Origin of the sequence: Austwickia chelonae, from assembly GCF_003391095.1 — a bacterium.
In the GTDB taxonomy this organism is placed as follows: Bacteria; Actinomycetota; Actinomycetes; order Actinomycetales; family Dermatophilaceae; genus Austwickia; species Austwickia chelonae_A.
Genome location: NZ_CP031447.1, coordinates 1,647,926 through 1,664,847, shown reverse-complemented (window position 1 = coordinate 1,664,847; position 16,922 = coordinate 1,647,926). Strand labels below are relative to the sequence as shown.

Annotated in this window: 12 protein-coding genes; 6 read left to right on the top strand and 6 right to left on the bottom strand. The window is 62.8% G+C overall.

The features are described 5' to 3' along the window. Nucleotides 1–2: 2 nt before the first annotated feature. On the bottom strand, nucleotides 3–1,529 hold the full coding sequence (locus tag DX923_RS07235) for an ABC transporter substrate-binding protein (protein WP_116113751.1): 1,527 nt from the start codon (nucleotides 1,527–1,529) through the stop codon (nucleotides 3–5). 207 nt (nucleotides 1,530–1,736) lie between these two features. On the opposite strand from DX923_RS07235, the gene DX923_RS07230 reads away from it, so the two are divergent. After that, complete coding sequence (locus DX923_RS07230) at nucleotides 1,737–3,545, top strand: AMP-dependent synthetase/ligase (protein WP_116113750.1); 1,809 nt, start codon at nucleotides 1,737–1,739, stop codon at nucleotides 3,543–3,545. A 60-nt stretch (nucleotides 3,546–3,605) separates the two neighbouring features. On the opposite strand, the gene DX923_RS07225 is transcribed toward DX923_RS07230, so the two are convergent. Then, nucleotides 3,606–4,859 (bottom strand): DUF445 domain-containing protein, encoded by a 1,254-nt coding sequence (locus DX923_RS07225; RefSeq protein WP_116113748.1) that lies wholly within the window; start codon nucleotides 4,857–4,859, stop codon nucleotides 3,606–3,608. Between the two features lie 37 nt (nucleotides 4,860–4,896). Between DX923_RS07225 and DX923_RS07220 the strand changes: the two genes are divergently transcribed. Then, the gene (locus DX923_RS07220; protein WP_162872838.1) at nucleotides 4,897–6,195 is read left to right on the top strand and encodes an FUSC family protein; all 1,299 of its coding nucleotides are present in this window, start codon (nucleotides 4,897–4,899) and stop codon (nucleotides 6,193–6,195) included. 88 nt (nucleotides 6,196–6,283) lie between these two features. Here the strand turns inward: DX923_RS07220 and DX923_RS07215 are convergent, their stop codons facing one another. The 3 genes from DX923_RS07215 to nrdR all read right to left on the bottom strand — a co-directional run bounded on the left by DX923_RS07215 (nucleotide 6,284) and on the right by nrdR (nucleotide 10,610). Further along, nucleotides 6,284–6,994 (bottom strand): DUF6308 family protein, encoded by a 711-nt coding sequence (locus DX923_RS07215; RefSeq protein ID WP_116113745.1) that lies wholly within the window; start codon nucleotides 6,992–6,994, stop codon nucleotides 6,284–6,286. A gap of 179 nt (nucleotides 6,995–7,173) precedes the next feature. Beyond that, nucleotides 7,174–10,068 carry a vitamin B12-dependent ribonucleotide reductase gene (locus tag DX923_RS07210; protein ID WP_116113744.1) on the bottom strand — a complete coding sequence of 965 codons (2,895 nt, stop codon included), beginning with the start codon at nucleotides 10,066–10,068 and terminating at the stop codon, nucleotides 7,174–7,176. Between the two features lie 77 nt (nucleotides 10,069–10,145). Next, a complete protein-coding gene (nrdR, locus tag DX923_RS07205; protein ID WP_116113742.1) occupies nucleotides 10,146–10,610 on the bottom strand; it encodes a transcriptional regulator NrdR in 465 nt (154 codons plus the stop codon). A 488-nt stretch (nucleotides 10,611–11,098) separates the two neighbouring features. Between nrdR and DX923_RS16465 the strand changes: the two genes are divergently transcribed. From DX923_RS16465 to DX923_RS07180, 4 genes are all read left to right on the top strand, one after another. After that, nucleotides 11,099–11,815 carry a DUF6318 family protein gene (locus tag DX923_RS16465; protein WP_205413116.1) on the top strand — a complete coding sequence of 239 codons (717 nt, stop codon included), beginning with the start codon at nucleotides 11,099–11,101 and terminating at the stop codon, nucleotides 11,813–11,815. A gap of 332 nt (nucleotides 11,816–12,147) precedes the next feature. Further along, nucleotides 12,148–12,690, top strand: a complete 543-nt coding sequence (locus DX923_RS16150) for a hypothetical protein (RefSeq protein WP_162872836.1) — start codon at nucleotides 12,148–12,150, stop codon at nucleotides 12,688–12,690. Between the two features lie 148 nt (nucleotides 12,691–12,838). Continuing rightward, nucleotides 12,839–13,534, top strand: a complete 696-nt coding sequence (gene lexA / locus DX923_RS07185; RefSeq protein WP_116113734.1) for a transcriptional repressor LexA — start codon at nucleotides 12,839–12,841, stop codon at nucleotides 13,532–13,534. A gap of 92 nt (nucleotides 13,535–13,626) precedes the next feature. Further along, nucleotides 13,627–14,565, top strand: coding sequence for a LysR family transcriptional regulator (locus tag DX923_RS07180; RefSeq protein WP_116113733.1), 939 nt, complete (start codon nucleotides 13,627–13,629; stop codon nucleotides 14,563–14,565). A gap of 11 nt (nucleotides 14,566–14,576) precedes the next feature. Here the strand turns inward: DX923_RS07180 and DX923_RS07175 are convergent, their stop codons facing one another. Continuing rightward, the gene (locus DX923_RS07175) at nucleotides 14,577–16,922 is read right to left on the bottom strand and encodes a ComEC/Rec2 family competence protein (RefSeq protein ID WP_116113731.1); all 2,346 of its coding nucleotides are present in this window, start codon (nucleotides 16,920–16,922) and stop codon (nucleotides 14,577–14,579) included.

Here is a 16,922-nt window from a genome sequence, read left to right as displayed (position 1 = left end):
CGTCACGAACGAGTGACTGCCGTCACGTCGAAGGATTCGCTGAGGAGATTTTCCGGGAGCCCCGCGACGCCTTTCTTCGCCACCATGAGGTTGGGCATGAGGAAAAGCCAGTCGGAGGCGGAGTCCTCGGCGATCATGCGAGCGGCCTCTTTCATCTTGGCGATCTGGGTGGCTTCGTCACCAGTGTCAGCGGCTTCGAGCGCCGCAGTGAGAGCAGGGTTGCGATAGTGGATGTAGTAGTCGGGGTTTCCGTAGACCTGAGCCAGGTCACGAGGCTCGACGTGGGCCACGATCGACGCATCGTAGTCGCTCTTCTGGAGGACGTTGGTGAGCCACGCGGGGAATTCCAGCTGGTCGAGTTTGACGACAAAACCGACCTGTTCGAGCTGACTCTTCACGACCTGTCCGCAGGAAACCGCGTAGGGCACGGAGGGCAGACGTAGGCGGATGGTGACGGTGGGCATCTTGGCCTGCGCCAGGAGACTCTTGGCCTTGGCCGGGTCGTAGGGGGTGACCGCGGTGAGGTCTTCGTACCACGGATCACTGGGCGGGACCATGCTGCCGATGGTCTGGCCTTTGCCACCCCAGCATTTCTCGATCAGGCTCTTGCGGTCGATGGCCGAGCGGGCGGCTTGCCGAACCACCTTGTCGGCGAAAGGCCCGCGCGCATTGTTGAAGGACAGGACGACTTCGCTGTTGGTCGTCCCGCTCACGGTGACGTATTTCTCGGTGTCCTTGAACCGATCGACGGCATCGGGCTGGACGACGGAGAGGATGTCGATGCTTCCGGTGAGCATCGCATTGTTCAGAGCCGAGGTGTCGGCCATGTACTTGAAGGTGACTTTGTCGTGATGGGGTTTTGCGCCCCAATAGTCTTTGTTACGGGTCAGGACGAGAGAGTCTCCCGGCGTCCATTTCTCGACCTTGTACGGGCCGGTGCCGACCGGTGTCTTGGCAAGATCGCCGACACCGGTGCGGGAGAACATGGCGCCTACGCGGGTGGCTGCCATGCGGAACAACCAGTCGTTGCTGGGTTTGTGCAAGAAGATCTGGACCGTCTTGGAGTCAGCGACCTTGACCTCTTTGACAGCCTGCATCGTCTTGGCGACCGATGTCGTCCATTCCTTCTTGGCACGTTCGACGGAGAATTTGACGTCTTCGGCGGTGAAGGCGGCGCCATTGGTGAATTTGGCGTCATCACGCAGCTCGAAGGTATAGGTCAACCGGTCGGGCGAAACTCGCCAGGACCGGGCAAGGCCTGAGGTGATCTTCCCGTGCTGATCGACTTTGACCAGGCCTTCGTAAACATTGGTGAGTAGGGCCTGAGGGATCGCGGCGCCGTCGGTCTTCGTGAAATCGAGAGAAGCCGGCGGGAGCACCATGCCGACCGTGAGCGATTGTCCGTTCCCTCCGGATCCCTTGGCGCCGTCGGAACCCGGCTGCGACGATCCTGCGCTGCATCCGGCGATCAGACCGGCTACGGCCGTGACCGCCGCGAGGCTGCGTACGCGGCGGGGCTTGTGCGTCATTCCTGTCCTCCGTGTGTGTGCCCCCGCTTCGCGGGGCTCGCTCGATCGTATGCCGTCCGAGATCGTGTTCTTGCCGCGCTGCACCCGCAGAAGAGCACCGCGAACGCCGAGCAACTTTGTATCGAAGTGGATTCATCTTCCAGGACACCCAAGTTACGGTCCAGTAGGTTACGGTGGCGTAAGGTGGTTCACCACGAAGGAGGGCCCATGGAACACCCACATCTGATCGGCCTGATTGACGAGTCTGCCTCGCTCCACGGACACCGCACAGCGCTCAGCGTCAAGCGGTCCGAACAGTGGATACGGCTCTCCTACGCCGCGCTGAAGAACCAGACACGACAGATCGCCGCAGCACTTGCCACGCTGGGCATCTCCCCCGGCGATCGAGTGGCCATCTTCGCGGGCAACAGCCCGGAGTGGACCTTGGCGGATCTCGGTATCATGTCCGCCGGGGCCATCACGGTGACGATCTATCAGACGTCCAGCCCCGAACAGGTCCGGCATATCCTGGCCGACTCCGGCGCAACGATCGTCTTCATCGGTAGCGCAGCCGAAGCCCGGCGGCTGGCCCAGGTCCGAGACGAACTCCCCGCCTTGGACAAGGTCTTCTCCCTGTCGACCTCGGCCGAAGACGTGGCCAACGCGCCGACCGGGCTCATCGACGGCACCTTGACCGAACTGCTCGACCAGCCAGTCGCTCCCGAAACGGCCACGGCTGTCGAAAAGCGGATCGACACGATGACTCCCGACACCCTGGCCACCATCGTCTACACCTCCGGCACCACAGGCGAACCCAAAGGCGTGTGTATCAGCCACGGAAACCTCCTCTCCGAGGTCATGGTCATGATCGCGCGCTTCCAGCTGAGCCCTGGCCTGCGCAGCATGTGTTTCCTGCCGCTTTCCCACGTCTTCGAACGAGGGTGGACCCTGGTCGTTCTCGCCAACGGGATGGAGAACATCTACGTCACCAACCCTCGGGAAGTCGCCGAGGCCATGGTGGAGATCCAGCCCGATGCCTTCTGCTCAGTGCCCCGCCTCTACGAGAAGGTGTACGCCGTCGCGCATGAGCAGGCTGGAACCGGCGCCAAACGGAAGATCTTTGACTGGGCCGTTCGGACCGGCTATGCCACGCAGACCCGCAGGCGAGCAGGAAGACCGGTTCCCCCCTATCTCCTCGCGGCCAATGCTCTCGCCGACAAGCTCGTCCTGCACCGGGTCCGAGATGCTGTGGGAGGACCCAAACGGTTGATGTCCAGCGGCGGAGCAGCTATCCGGAGCGAAGTCATCGACTTCTTCCTCGCGGCCGATCTCGACATCTACGAAGGCTACGGGCTCACCGAAACCGCGCCCATGATCAGCTGTAATGCCGTTGGTCAGGTGCGTATCGGATCGGTCGGCCGCCCGATCGAAGGCTGTGAGGTACGCATCGCAGACAACGGAGAGATCCTTGTCCGCGGAGTCAACGTCTTCAACGGCTACTGGAATGCCCCAGAACTCACCCAAGAGGCCTTCACCGAGGGATGGTTCCACACCGGAGACATCGGCCATCTCGACGAGGACGGCTATCTGTATGTCACCGACCGACTCAAAGACCTCATCATCACTGCGCAAGGTAAGAACATCGCGCCGGCGCCCTTGGAGAACCATCTCTCCGCTGATCCGTTGATCGAGTCCGCAGTGGTCGTCGGAGACAACCGCAAATACCTCGTGGCGCTGCTCCAACCCAACTTCGCCGGCCTGGAAGAGATCGGCAGCAGCCGTGGATGGCCGGTCACCGACCGGGACGCCCTCGTCCATCACCCGGATGTCCAGGCCCTCTACGAACAGAAGATCACCGCGGCAGGCCAGGGAATGGCCCGTCATGAGCAGATTCAGAAATTTCGGCTACTTCCTGGCGAGCTGTCCATCGACTCCGGTGAGATGACACCCACGTTGAAGGTGAAACGCCGGATAGTCGCGGAGCATTTCGCCCATCTCATCGAAGACATGTACGGGCCGGAGAGCGCCCGAGTCTGACGCTCACCACGATCGGTCTTCCCTGACGGCAGTCAGGCAACCAGGGAAGACCGATCCGCGTCAACCTGCGACCAGCTGGCTGAAGGCGTGAATGAGCAGACCGGCCAGCCCACCGACCAATGTTCCGTTGATCCGGATGAACTGCAGATCACGCCCCACATGAAGCTCGATCTTCTCCGCAGCTTCTTGCCCATCCCAGCGGGCGATCACCTGGGAGATGATCGGGGCCAGCTCCCCACCGTAGGTGTCGACCATGAAGGCGATAGCGTCGCCGGCCCGGGCATCAACCTGCTCCCGCAGGTCCTGCTCCGTGGTCAGCCGCTCCCCCAGACGCCGCAATTCCTTGGCGATCCGTGCACGCAACAGACCTGCCGGGTCCTCCAGCGCACGCTGCAGACCAGCCCGGAGAACCTCGGCGATGGCTAACGCCGCGTCTGAGGTCTGTGGGTGGGTCAGCAAGCGACTCTTGAGAGTTTCAAGACGTTCCATCGTGGCTGGATCCTGCTGCATGTCACGCGCAAGATCGCTCAGCAGGTCATCCAAAGCAGCACGGACCCGGTGTCCCGGGTCGTCCCGGACTGCGCAGACCCAGCGCAGCGCTTCGAGATGAGCCCGGTCGGCGATCATGCCGTTCACCCAGCCAGGCGCCCAGCCCGGCGCACGCTCTCCCACGATGGCGTTGAAGGTCTCGGGATTGTCCCGCAGCCAGGCGTGGGCTTCGATGACCACGAGATCGACCAAGGAATGATGCAGACCGTCACGGACCACCTCGGCCAATAACGCCCCAGCGATCGGACTCAGCGGCTCGTCATCGAGCCGAGGGACGACGGAATGTTCGATCAAGGTACGCAGGTCCTCGACCTCGATCCTGGTCAACGCGTGGGAAAGAACCTGCGCGGACTCGTCGGCAAGCTTCCGGGAGTTCTCCTCGTCGTCGAGCCAGACACCGAGACGCCGACTCACATCGGCAGACATGAAACGTTCACGAGCAGCTTCTCCGGTCAAGAAATTGCCAGTGACGAAATCCTCCAGACCTCGGGCGAAGGTGTCCTTCTTCTTCGGAACCAACGCCGTGTGGGGAATCGGAACCCCCAAAGGATGACGGAAGAGCGCAGTCACGGCGAACCAGTCGGCCAGCGCTCCTACCATGGCGGCCTCAGCGGCCGCGTTGACGTAACCCCAGAAACCGCCCTGGTGCAAAGTGGCCAGGAAGATCAGTGCGGCGATCACCAACAGGGAGGTGGCGATGCGCCGCATTCGAATGAAGTCGCGACGGCGTTGCTCGTCGGCGACGGACAAAGCGATGGTGGGCATGCGGGCATTCTTCCAAGCACCGTGACATCCTGCGCGTGTGCACTCCGCTTATCTCAGGTCCTTACGGGAATCCCTGTACCGGAGCCGATTCCGTGCTCTGGAGCCGTCTCGTCTGCGCAGACGCTCGGTGCCGACCTTGTGGACGGTCACCCGCCTGACCTCTGCCGCCGTCCTGGCCTACCTCCTGGCCGTGGCAGTGAACCCCGGGCTGACCGACCTGACAGGCCCACTGACCGCTCTCCTGGTGGTCCAGACGAGCCTCTACGCCACACTGAAGATGGGGGTCTTCCGGATTCTCTCCGTGCTGACCGGGGTCCTCGTCGCGATCGCCGTCTCCACCTGGGTAGGTCTGTCGTGGTGGAGCCTAGGGCTGGTGATCGCGGCCTCCCTGCTCATCGGGTCGATCCTCCGACTCGGCGACAACCTCCTGGAAGCACCCATCAGCGCCATGCTGATCCTTGGCGTCTACGCCCATGACATCGCGGCAGAGACCCGCGTTCTGAACACCCTGATCGGGGCAGGCGTCGGCGCGGCCTTCTCCTTGCTCCTTCCCCCCTCGGTGGCACCGCACAGTGCGGAGGAGGCCCTCTTGGAGGTCGCAGAAGAAACGGCAGAGGCGGTACGTCGCTCCGGCAGGGAGATGGCCGAACAGCTCGATCGGAGACGCGTGACCTCCTGGCTGCACGAAACCCACTCGCTGTTACCCCTGGTCGAAGTAGCCGCCGAATCCGTGGCCCAGGTCGAGGAGAACCGACGACTCAACCCGCGAGCACTGGTTCGTGCCGATGTGGTTCCCATCCTGCGCAGCGGAGTGTCCACCTTGGACCGCACGATCCTGTCCCTGCGCGCGATGTTCCAATCCTTGGAGGACGAGCTCCCTGTCACTGCAGGGCATCCCTCCGCACGGGGGGTGGGTTACGACGACGAGCTCAGGGGCGCTTTCTCCGTCGTCCTGATCGACATGGGCGATGCCATCGCTGCCTTCGGTACTTTGGTGGTGGCTGAGGCAGAAGGGCGGCAGGCTGAGGCCGAGGAGGCACTTGCCGAGACCTTGGAGATCCTGCGCGAGACCCGGGCCATCCTCACCGACCTCTATTTCGTCGACGGGCGGGACAATCCCTCGGCGTGGCTCTTGCGAGGATCGGTCCTGGCCTCCATCGAGGCGGTCCTCCGCCACTTGGACGTGGAGGAGCGCTCTCGTCAACGAGCCCGTCGGGCGGAGAGCGAACGAGCCCGCAAGGTCCACGTCATGCCGAATCTTCCGCGGATCCCGGGCGTGGTGCGCTCCGCGAAGAACGGCCAGCCACCACCGGGAACAGACACCACCGGCCGTTGAGCGTCCGCAGCAATCTGCGAATGCCTCACGGAAACGGCGGGGCCGGCCACCACCTCGAAAAGTCGTGGCCGGCCCCGCCGTACGAGATTCAGAAGCGGTGTGGCGCGTGCATCCACACAGCAACGTCGAGATGACGCAGCAGATGCGTCGGGTCCGGCACCACTGTCCCGGGTTCTTCGGCAGTGCGCTCGACGAGTCTGGTCAGCTGCTCACGCACGTCGTCATGGCCGAGAATCCAAGCGAAGACCTGCCAATCAACCTGGTAACGCGAAGGCCACAGTCGCAGATAACGACAGACGACTTCATCGCGAACCGGGAAGAGATCAGGCCGTTTACGTGCACACAGTTTCGCTGCCGTAGCCCAGTTGACCTCGTAACGCTCACGGGTCGGGGGCACCAGTTCACGGAGGTATTCGTAGAGTTCGACCATATTGGCCAGGATCTCGGGAGTCGCTTCCTCCAGGCGGGCGTCCATCGGAAGTCGATCGGTCGAGAGCAGCTCGCAGATCTTCTCCCGGGTGGGGCCGGGCTCCAGGAGCGCACGCACCGCACGTGGGGGGATCTTCACGTCGAGCAGGGTGACCGCGAGTAGATCTTCGCAGTCGATGCTCTCAGGGTCGGAGCGGCAAGTGCCCACGAAGGTGGCACCGGCGAAGTTGGCATCCGGGGTGTAATACCGGGCTAGACGTTCTGGTGTCCGCGGATCTCGCAGTGCAGTCCAGACGCGGTCCAGAGCAGGTTCTAGGTACAGGTCTGCATTTCGCCAACCCTCGGTGACCGGCAACCGATCGTTCGCCATGTCGCTACCTTTCGCGGACGTATCCAACGGCGGCACAACATCTGAGCTGCGCTGCCCAGGGCCAGCATAGCCACGTCCTATGACGGAAGGCGCACCGCAGGGTCCCTTGAGTGCAGCTGGCGACACGCCGGTGGGGTGACGACTGTCCGTGTCGTCACCCCACCGGTATTAGCTCGAGATCAGCTACAACCGGAAGTGCTGCCGCATCCTTCGCAGACATAGCAGCTTCCTGCCGGACGCATCTTCGTCCCACAAGTCATGCACATCGGGGCGTCAGCGACTTTGCCCTGGAACTGTTCCATGAGCTCGGCGGAACTGTGAACCTTCACATCGACCTCACGAGCCGCAGCCGCGCCGCTGTCCGAGGAGACCTCGATCTTGCGATTCTCCCGCCGGGCAAGATCCCGACGCAGGCTCTCGCCCGCGCTCTGGGAGAAGTTCTCGATCTCCTCCTCGATCTCTTCCTCGGCGTCGGCGGCCGGCGCATAGGAACCGGTCTCCAGCTGACGGGCCCGTTCCTCCGCAGTGTGGATCCCCATGAAGGAGCGCGACTCGAAGTCCAGATAGTCCAGCGCCAGCCTGCGGAAGACGTAGTCCATGATCGACTGGGCCATCCGCACGTCCGGGTCATCGGTCAAACCGGCCGGCTCGAAGCGCAGGTTGGTGAACTTCTCGACGTAGGTCTCCAGCGGCACGCCGTACTGCACGGCGACCGAGACCGCCAAAGAGAAAGCGTCCATCAAACCGGCCAGGGTCGAGCCCTGCTTACCGAACTTCAGGAAGATCTCGCCGAGCCCGCCATCGGGGTAGGTCGAAGCCGTGAGATATCCCTCGGCACCACCCACGGTGAACGAGGTGGTCATCGATTCGCGACGCTTGGGCAGACGCTTACGCACTGGACGATACTCGATCACCTTCTCCACCACAGGAATCGTCTCCTCCGCCACGGCGTCCTTCTTGGATGCCTTGGCATCGGACAACGGCTGCCCGACCTTGCAGTTGTCCCGGTAGACGGCCAGCGCCTTCAGGCCCATCTTCCAGCCCTGAAGGTAGACGTCCTCGATGTCCTCGACGGTGGCGCTCTCCGGAAGGTTCACCGTCTTGCTGATGGCACCGGAAAGGAAGGGCTGACAGGCGGCCATCATGCGGACGTGTCCCATCGGGGAGATCGCTCGCACGCCCATCGCGCAGTCGAAGACCTCGTAGTGTTCCGTCTTCAGACCAGGAGCGTCGATGACGTGACCGTGATCGGCGATGTACTCGACGATCGCCTCGATCTGCTCCTCCTGGTACCCCAGCTTGCGCAGCGCCCGAGGGATGGTCAGGTTGACGATCTGCATGGAGCCGCCGCCGACCAGTTTCTTGAACTTCACCAGGGAGAAGTCGGGCTCGATGCCGGTGGTGTCGCAATCCATCATGAAACCGATGGTCCCGGTCGGTGCCAGCACCGAAGCCTGGGCGTTACGGAAGCCGTGCTCCGCGCCGATCGCGACCACGTCGTCCCAGGCCTTCGTAGCCTCGGCGTGGATGCTCCGGTCCATGTCGTCCAGGGTCCGGATCTCGGCATTCGCCGCCCGGTGCATCTGCATGACCCGCTGGTGTGCCTCCGTATCACGGGTGTAGCCGGCATACGGGCCGACGATCCCGGCCATCTGCGCAGAGCGACGGTAGGCCGCCCCGGTGAGCAGGCTGGTGATCGCCGCGGCCAGGCTTCGGCCCCCTTCGGAGTCGTAACCGTGCCCCGTGGCCATGAGCAGGGCGCCCAGGTTGGCGTAACCGATACCCAGCTGGCGGTAGTCGACCGTCGTCTTGCCGATCGACTCGGTCGGGAAGTCGGCGAAGCAGATCGAGATGTCCATCGCGGTGATGACCAGCTCGACGACCTCCGCGAAGGTGGCTGCGTCGAAGGTGTCGTCCGACCGGAGGAATTTCAGCAGGTTGAGGCTGGCCAGGTTGCAGCTGGAGTTGTCCAGGGACATGTACTCCGAGCACGGGTTGCTCGCCGTGATCCGCCCGGCCTCAGGGTTGGTGTGCCAGGTGTTGATCGCGTCGTCGTACTGGATGCCGGGGTCGGCGCATTCCCAGGCCGCTTTGGCGACCTTACGGAAGAGTCCACGAGCATCGATCTTCTCGATCACTTCACCGGTCATCCGAGAAGTCAGGCCGAAGGAGCTGCCCTCTTCCACGGCCTTCATGAAGGTGTCCGAGACCCGCACCGAGTTGTTCGCGTTCTGATACTGAACGGACACGATGTCCCGACCGCCGAGGTCCATGTCGAAACCGGCATCGCGCAGGGCACGGATCTTGTGCTCCTCACGGGCCTTCGTCTCGACGAATTCCTCGATGTCGGGGTGATCGATGTCCAGGACGACCATCTTGGCCGCCCGCCGAGTAGCTCCACCGGACTTGATGGTGCCTGCGGAGGCATCGGCACCGCGCATGAAGCTGACCGGGCCTGAAGCTGTGCCGCCGGAGGACAGCAGTTCCTTGCTGGAACGGATCCGAGAAAGGTTGAGCCCAGCCCCGGAACCACCCTTGAAGATGAACCCCTCTTCCTTGTACCAGTTCAGGATCGAGTCCATGGAGTCGTCGACGGACAGGATGAAGCAGGCGCTGACCTGTTGGGGGCTGGAAGTGCCGACGTTGAACCAGACCGGCGAATTGAAGCTGAAGATCTGGTGCAGCAAGCAGTAAGTCAGCTCGTGCTCGAAGATCTCGGCTGATTCGTCGTCGGCGAAGTACCCATGCTCCTTGCCGGCCAGGACATAGGTCAGCACGACCCGGTCGATCAGAGTCTTCAGCGAGGACTCGCGCTGGGACGTGCCCACGGCACCGCGAAAGTACTTCGTGGTGACAATCGTGCTGGCGTTGACCGACCAGGAGTCAGGGAATTCCACGGCATGCTGCTCGAAGATCGTCTCGCCAGTTTTCCAGTTCGTCTGGACGACGTCACGCCGCTCCCAGGTCACCGCGTCATAGGGATGCACTCCGGGAGTGGTGAAGATCCGCTTCACGCGCACACCCTTCGCCGAGCTGCCTTCCGCTCGGGCGCACGCGTCCGTGGTCTTCGTCATGGCTGTTCCTTCCGGTGCGGATTCGCTGTGGTGATCGACGCAGGATTCCGCCGATCTGAAGTTCGTTGAATGACGGGTCAGGCGTCTTCGACGGGGAGCTTCTCCGCACGCAGCAGAGCGATGGCTCCTTCGAAGTCTTCGAGCGAGTCGAAGGCCTGGTAGACGGACGCAAAGCGCAGGTAAGCAACTTCGTCCAGTTCACGTAGCGGCGGGAGGATGGCCAACCCGATCTCGTGGGCGTCGATCTCGGCGTGCCCCTGGGCCCGCACGGTCTCCTCGACCCGCTGAGCCAGACGAGCCAGGTCGTCTTCGTTGACCGGTCGGCCTTGGCAGGCCTTGCGTAGGCCGACGACGATCTTGGCGCGGCTGAAGGGCTCGCCGACACCGGACCGTTTGAGAACAGTCAGGCTGGCGGTCTCGATGGTGGTGAAGCGGCGCTCGCAGGAAGGGCACTGACGACGGCGTCTGATCACGGTGCCGTCATCGGATGTCCGGCTGTCGATCACGCGGCTGTCGGTGTGTCGACAAAACGGGCAGTGCAAAGCGCCTCTCCTTTCGATGGTTCCCGGTCGAGGGCCGGATGCTCGGGCGGCTTCCGTGCCATGGGCTCCTCCGTGGAGGAGGCCGTCTGTGGATGACCCTGTGGACAGACTGTGGAGAAGTCGCCATAGCCTGAGGACTACATGTGGATGGAAAGCATGTTGATCACCACTAGATGTAGGGATCGTAAGGCCGCGCACCCCTGGGGACCAAACTGCGACGCGCCGAGTCGTCTCGCCATCTCAAAGCTCTCACCCACACTCCGGATGCGCGCGCTTCCGTATCGGAGAAGATGTGACACCAACTGCCAGCGGAAGCTCCATCCGGCAATCCCGGCCCGCCACGGGACATCCGAGGGCTGCACCAGGCACCGCGGCATCCTCCATCGATCTCAGGGGCCGGCGTGGCGCAGAAAAACCACCCAAGGCCCGGATCGACATGTCGTGTCGCGAGATCAGCTCCGACCATATGACGGACGCACGGAACCGACTTGGACAATCGACTTAAAACGTGGGAAAACGGATATATGCGATCTGTTGCGACCTGCTGGAAAGCCTCGCATCATCAGGGAAAATGCGCGGGATCGGACCCAAAAAGACTACGACTGAAAGGCCGTCGTCACCCGCACATGTTCATGGCAGGAGTTGCCGGACTCGCGCTGTGCTTCGCTGCCTCCTGCGGCACTGCAGAAAAAACCCCAACCGCCACTCGGGAGACGAGCAGGACGCCTGTGGCGAGCTCCACGACGGAAAGCTACGACACGCTCACCTCCATGCCTTCCGGAGCGAAAGAAGAGAACAAGCGAGGAGCTGAAGAATTCGCTCGACATTTCTTTCTCTCGGTAAGTAGGACCTTGGAGAATCCAGCACCTGGCCAGCTCCCCCGCTTGTGCCTGCCGGATGTCAAGAGCTGTCTCCGTCAGGACGAGGACGTCGCCATGCTGGCCAAGGAAGGACATCGGATCTCAGGGCCGGAACTCGACGTCCTCAGCGCAGAATGTGTGGCATACAAGAGCAATACTCAGATCGACACCCAAGTCGTGGTGAAAGTGAAATTTACCGCGACCCAAAAGATCGACCGAAACGGACTGAAGATCGGAGAATGGAGCTCCCCTGAAACCCGCCAGTACCTGGCCCACCTGCAGTGGGTTTCAGGGAGCTGGCGAATCGAGTCGATCAAGATACTTCCGTGGAAGGCCACGCCATGAGAAGGGGCATGAGCTCCGCCCTTGTCGGATTCCTCCTGTTCCTCCCCCTCGTCTCACATGCAGCAGATGAGCACTTCAACGGCTCGGTCGACCGCGACGGCGCCTCGGTCCACGGCTCTGGAAAGCAAACCTCACCCCGACCGTCCACGCCGAGGAATCGGACCGTACCCGGTACGGAAGTCCCGACCGAATGGACTCCACCCACAGAATATCGAGATATTCCCAGCTGCCCGGAAAATTCACCGTCCAACCCTGAGGTTGTCTTCTGTCTCGCAGCCGTGGAGCCCTGTGCAAAACGCAAAAATGGGCGGGGTTATCTCTCGCGGGTCTACATGCGCAGACAGGGGGAAACCAGTTGGACCTACCTCGGCTCGGCCTGCGCACCGGAGGAGCTCACCGGAGAGCCTCCTCGGAAAGAACTCACTGTCGCCGATGTCCAACGCGCTTTCACGAATCTTTCCTTCGCCACCCCTGTCCCCTCGATGCAGCCGGTAGACAACCAGAGCCTCGTCAACCTGCCGGTCTATTTCCAGATGGCCTGGCCTTCGCAAGGGCACCGACCAGGAAGTACCCATTCCGCGTCCATCCTGGGACACCAGGTTGATATCGCAGTGACATTGCAACAGATCGAATACGCCTTCGGAGACGGCGACTCCAGCGGCCCGACCCTCTCGCTCGGCGGCACCTATCCCTCCGGTGATATCCGCCATGCCTATCGCAGTGCAGGTGTCTACGTGCCCTCGGTCACCGTCGCTCTCGGCGCGAACTATCGCATCGATGGCGGACCGTGGACGGCCCTACCCGGCATTTCCTCCAGAGTGACCTCTTTTCCCAGCCTCACCGTGCACACGGCGAGCAACCGGCTACGCGACTGACCCACCCCTTCTTCTCGAACACCAGTACTATGTACCGCTGGAGAAGGCGTGTCCGCTACGGGGCGCTCAGGAAAACTATTCGAGCACCCCCGATGATCCCGGACACAGCTGGTACAGATGAGCTGCTGACGCAGAGGAGGGGAAACCCATCACTCCGGTCCGTCGTCCTCTACAGGCCAGCCATCTGGTCACCCTGACTCCCCGGCAGAAAGACATCCTCGAAGTTATCCGCAGCGCGGTTCATCAGCGCGGATACCCGCCCAGTCTGCGTGAGATCGGGGAAGCCGTCGGCCTGACCAGCCCCAGCAGCGTTGCCCATCAACTTTCCAGGCTGGAACGCAAAGGTTATCTGAAACGAGATCAGAACCGGCCTAGGGCAATCGAAGTGGTCGACGTCGCACCGACATCTCAGACCCGGCGGTCTTCCCCGCCACCCACGCTGCACTCCGCCGTTCCAGAAGCACAGCCACGGCCTGTCTACGCTCCCCTTCTGGGCAGAATCTCCGCAGGTCCACCCGTTGTCGCCGAACAAAGCGTGGAAGACATTTTTGCCCTGCCCCGGCAAGTCGTCGGCAGTGGAGAGCTATTCCTGCTCCAGGTCGACGGCGATTCCATGGTCGACGCCGCTATCTGCCATGGCGACTGGGTGGTGGTCCGGAAACAGCCTTCTGCGGAGAGCGGGGAGATCGTGGCTGCCTTGGTTGACGGCGAAGCCACAGTGAAGACCTTCCGTCGACGCGATGGCCACATCTGGTTGCTTCCCCACAACGACGTCCATGAGCCGATCCTTGCTGACGACGTCGTGATCCTAGGACGGGTGACAGCTGTCCTGCGCCGCATCTGATCCGTCGACAGGGTTCTATTTCGGCGGCATACCGCTCGTCGACAGCGATTCCGGATAACCCACCGTCGATAACGCTGCGTTATCCTCTTTTCATGATCGACGCTGCTGGCTTACGGGTGATGAAAGCAATCGCCGACGAAGGCAGTTTCACTGCCGCTGCCACTGCCCTGGGATATTCCCAGCCCGCCATTTCCCAGATGGTACGTCGGCTCGAGCAACGTACCGGAACGGTTCTGGTCGAGCGGGTCGGACGCAGCGTTCGACTCACCGAAGCAGGCCAGGTGCTCTCCCGGCACGCTGTCGGGGTCCTCGCCGCCCTCGAGTCCGCCGAAGAGGAGGTGGCAGCGATTGCCGGCCTGCGCGCCGGCCGGGTCCGGCTCATGGCCTTTCCATCCAGCTCAGCCACTCTGGTTCCGCAGGCCCTGGCCCTCGTCCGAGAACGCTACCCGGACGTCCACGTCCGGTTCGCCGAGGCCGAACCACCTGAGTCCCTGGCCGCGCTGCGCGCCGGCGACTGCGATATCGCGGTGGCCTTCACCTATGAAGGAACCGACCTGGGGCGAGGAGAAGAGGACCTCGACCTCTTCGAGACCGAGGTGCTCTTGGAAGACGAGGTCCGCCTCGTCGTTCCCACCGATCACCCCCTGGCCCAGGAATCCGTGGCGCACATAGCTCAGCTGGCTGATGACACGTGGATTGCGGGATGCCCTCGGTGCCGTGGCCATCTGGTCCAAGTCTGCTCGAGAGCCGGGTTCGCTCCGAAAGTCACCTTCGAGACCGACGACTACGTAGCAGTTCTCGGATTCGTGGCTGCGGGATTGGGCGTCGCGCTTATCCCGGACCTGATCCTGCGTAGCGCCTCCAACCCGGGTGTGCACATCCTGCCGATTGACCCCCCGTCGAAACGGACCGTCATGGCCGTGACCACACCGGATCTCAAACGAGTCCCCGCCGTCGAGGCCACCGTCCAAGCGCTGGCGGATAGCGCCGGCCGTCTTCTGCGCCTCGGCCCACCGTCCATGCCCGTCTGATCCGGTCTCGGTCACGATCCGGGCCGTAGTACGGTGAGTTCACCCTCGGAAACGCAGAACAGGATGTCACCACCCTGGTCTGTCCGGTAGATCGGCGCGCCCACCTTGGCCAAGGTCCCCATCAAGGACGGGGCAGGGTGACCAAAAGTATTACGGGCACCTACGGAGAGCACGAAAGACTTGGGCGACAACTGCTCCAACAGTTCCGGGTCATGGTTCGCCGAACCATGGTGCGCCACTTTCACCACATCGACAGGCTCTCCCACCCCCTCTTTGCTGATCCTGCGGCGTAGCGCTGCAGCAGCCTCTCGCTCGACATCCGCCAAGAGCACCAACCGCAGATGATCCACGCGAACGTCTAAGACGACAGAGTTGTTGTTCGTGACAGAACCCGCGGTCAAAGGCGCCGCAGGGAGACGTACTTGTGCTCGGGCCCTACTCCAATGGAGCTGCTCGTCCGGCGAGACGCGCCGGAGAGCTACTCCGTGACCCTCGGACAGCGCCACGATCCGACGAGTTTCCTGCTCCGGATCATCGACCACTCCCAGCAGGATTTCCTGCACCTCCCATCCCTGGAGCACTTGCTCGATCCCTCCGCTGTGGTCCCGGTCCAGATGGGTCAGGACGACGGCGTCCAATCTGTCGATCTTCAACCGGGTCAGGCAGTCACCCACCCTGCTGTCTACCGGACCCGCATCGACCAGTACCGCAGAGCTCTCCCCCGAACGGATAAGCAAGGCATCACCTTGGCCTACGTCACAGGCCACGAAAGACCACTGCGGATGCGGCCAGGAGCTGGAACCGACCGGGAACGATCCGGCTGCTACCAGCGCCACTACACCGATCACGGCAAGTGGACACCGAGATCCGAACTGTCGAAGCCAGGGAAAGAGGGCGACCCCGACGACGGTCAACCCACCCAAAAGCAAGGCCCCGGATATTCCCCCAGGCCAAGGCACCGATGCGAACGGGACTCGGGCGCATCGATGGGCCACTTCGGCGATGCCGAGAACCGGCACCGCAGCTCCCCAGGCGATCACGGTTCCTGCCCCGACATGGAAGGAAGAAACCACCGCCGAGGCCACGCCCAAGACGGTAGCCGGAGCCACCAATGGTGCCACCACCATATTGGCGATGATGCCGACCGTGCTGATCGAACCGGACAACAGAACGATCAACGGGGCACAGACCAACTGGGCCGCGACCGGAATGGCGATCATCTCGCCGAGGAAAGACAGCCGATCAGGCAGGCGACGAGCGATCCCTCTGCTCCACGGACCGGCGAACACGAGCAAACCTGCCGTGGCGGTCACGCTCAATGCGAACCCATAGGATCTCGCCAGCCACGGGTCGATCAGGAGCAACAGGATCATCGCCGTGCCCAAGGCCGGCAATCCGCCGCCTTTCCGGGACGTCTGCATCCCGACCAGGCCGACTGCGCCCATGACCGCAGCTCGGATCACGCTGGGCTCAGGGCGCGCCATGACGACGAAAACAGCCAATAACAAGGCAGCGATCATCGGCCTGAACCGTCGAGGAAGGCGAGCCTGGCGAGCAACAGCCAGCGCTGCTGCCAACACGATAGCCACATTCGACCCACTCACCGCGGAAAGATGGGTCATCCCCGTGGTCTTCATGTCAGCGATCAGTCGTTCTGAAGCCTGCCCCGTGTCGCCGATCACCAGACCAGGCAGGAGCCCAGGTGCATCTCCAGGCAGAGCACTGGAGGCAGACCGGAGGGCAGAACGGACGTGCTCGGCCAGGTCAGCAATCACTCCTGGAGCGGACAACCGCTCCACGCCCTCATGAACGGTGACCAAGGCGATGACATCCTGGCCGGGATCGGCCGGCATCAGCCGACCGGACAGACGCACTCTCTCCTGCCAACGACGCTCGGACCATTGCGTTGACCCGATCGCCAGGACTGTAGCGTTCAGCTGGTGGCGGCTCCCCCGAGCTTCCACCTGGTCGACCTGCACTCGAGCCGTCCACCGCGCAGGCCGATCTCCGCCCTGGTCACTGGTTCTTCGAGGATCGGTGACCAACTTTCCCTCAAGAGTGACCACAGCTTTCTGCGCGGCCAGATCCACCATCCCTCCGCTTTCCCGGATGGCGCTTCCTGCCGCACCAGCTGTCAGCAACACGGCGGTGACGACAGCAGCCGATGTCGCCGGTGCCGACCAGGCACCGCCGCGACGCCACCACCACATCGATAAGCCCAGACAGGACGCAGCCGCCGCGCCGACCCACATGGTGGCTGGGCGATGGGGCAGCATGATGACCAGTGACAGCCAGCCCACTGCGGCAGGAAACACCAGCCGAAGATCCAGTGCCTCTGGAGAGGTCGAGGACCCCAT

What these genes read in the sequence shown, in the direction of transcription:
- DX923_RS07235 (WP_116113751.1), bottom strand. Translation starts at nt 1,529, where the DNA reads ATGACGCACAAGCCCCGCCGCGTACGCAGCCTCGCGGCGGTCACGGCC.
- DX923_RS07215 (WP_116113745.1), bottom strand. Translation starts at nt 6,994, where the DNA reads ATGGCGAACGATCGGTTGCCGGTCACCGAGGGTTGGCGAAATGCAGAC.
- DX923_RS07210 (WP_116113744.1), bottom strand. Translation starts at nt 10,068, where the DNA reads ATGACGAAGACCACGGACGCGTGCGCCCGAGCGGAAGGCAGCTCGGCG.
- DX923_RS07175 (WP_116113731.1), bottom strand. Translation starts at nt 16,922, where the DNA reads ATGGGGTCCTCGACCTCTCCAGAGGCACTGGATCTTCGGCTGGTGTTT.
- DX923_RS07230 (WP_116113750.1), top strand. Translation starts at nt 1,737, where the DNA reads ATGGAACACCCACATCTGATCGGCCTGATTGACGAGTCTGCCTCGCTC.
- DX923_RS07180 (WP_116113733.1), top strand. Translation starts at nt 13,627, where the DNA reads ATGATCGACGCTGCTGGCTTACGGGTGATGAAAGCAATCGCCGACGAA.
- DX923_RS16150 (WP_162872836.1), top strand. Translation starts at nt 12,148, where the DNA reads ATGCGCAGACAGGGGGAAACCAGTTGGACCTACCTCGGCTCGGCCTGC.
- DX923_RS07225 (WP_116113748.1), bottom strand. Translation starts at nt 4,859, where the DNA reads ATGCCCACCATCGCTTTGTCCGTCGCCGACGAGCAACGCCGTCGCGAC.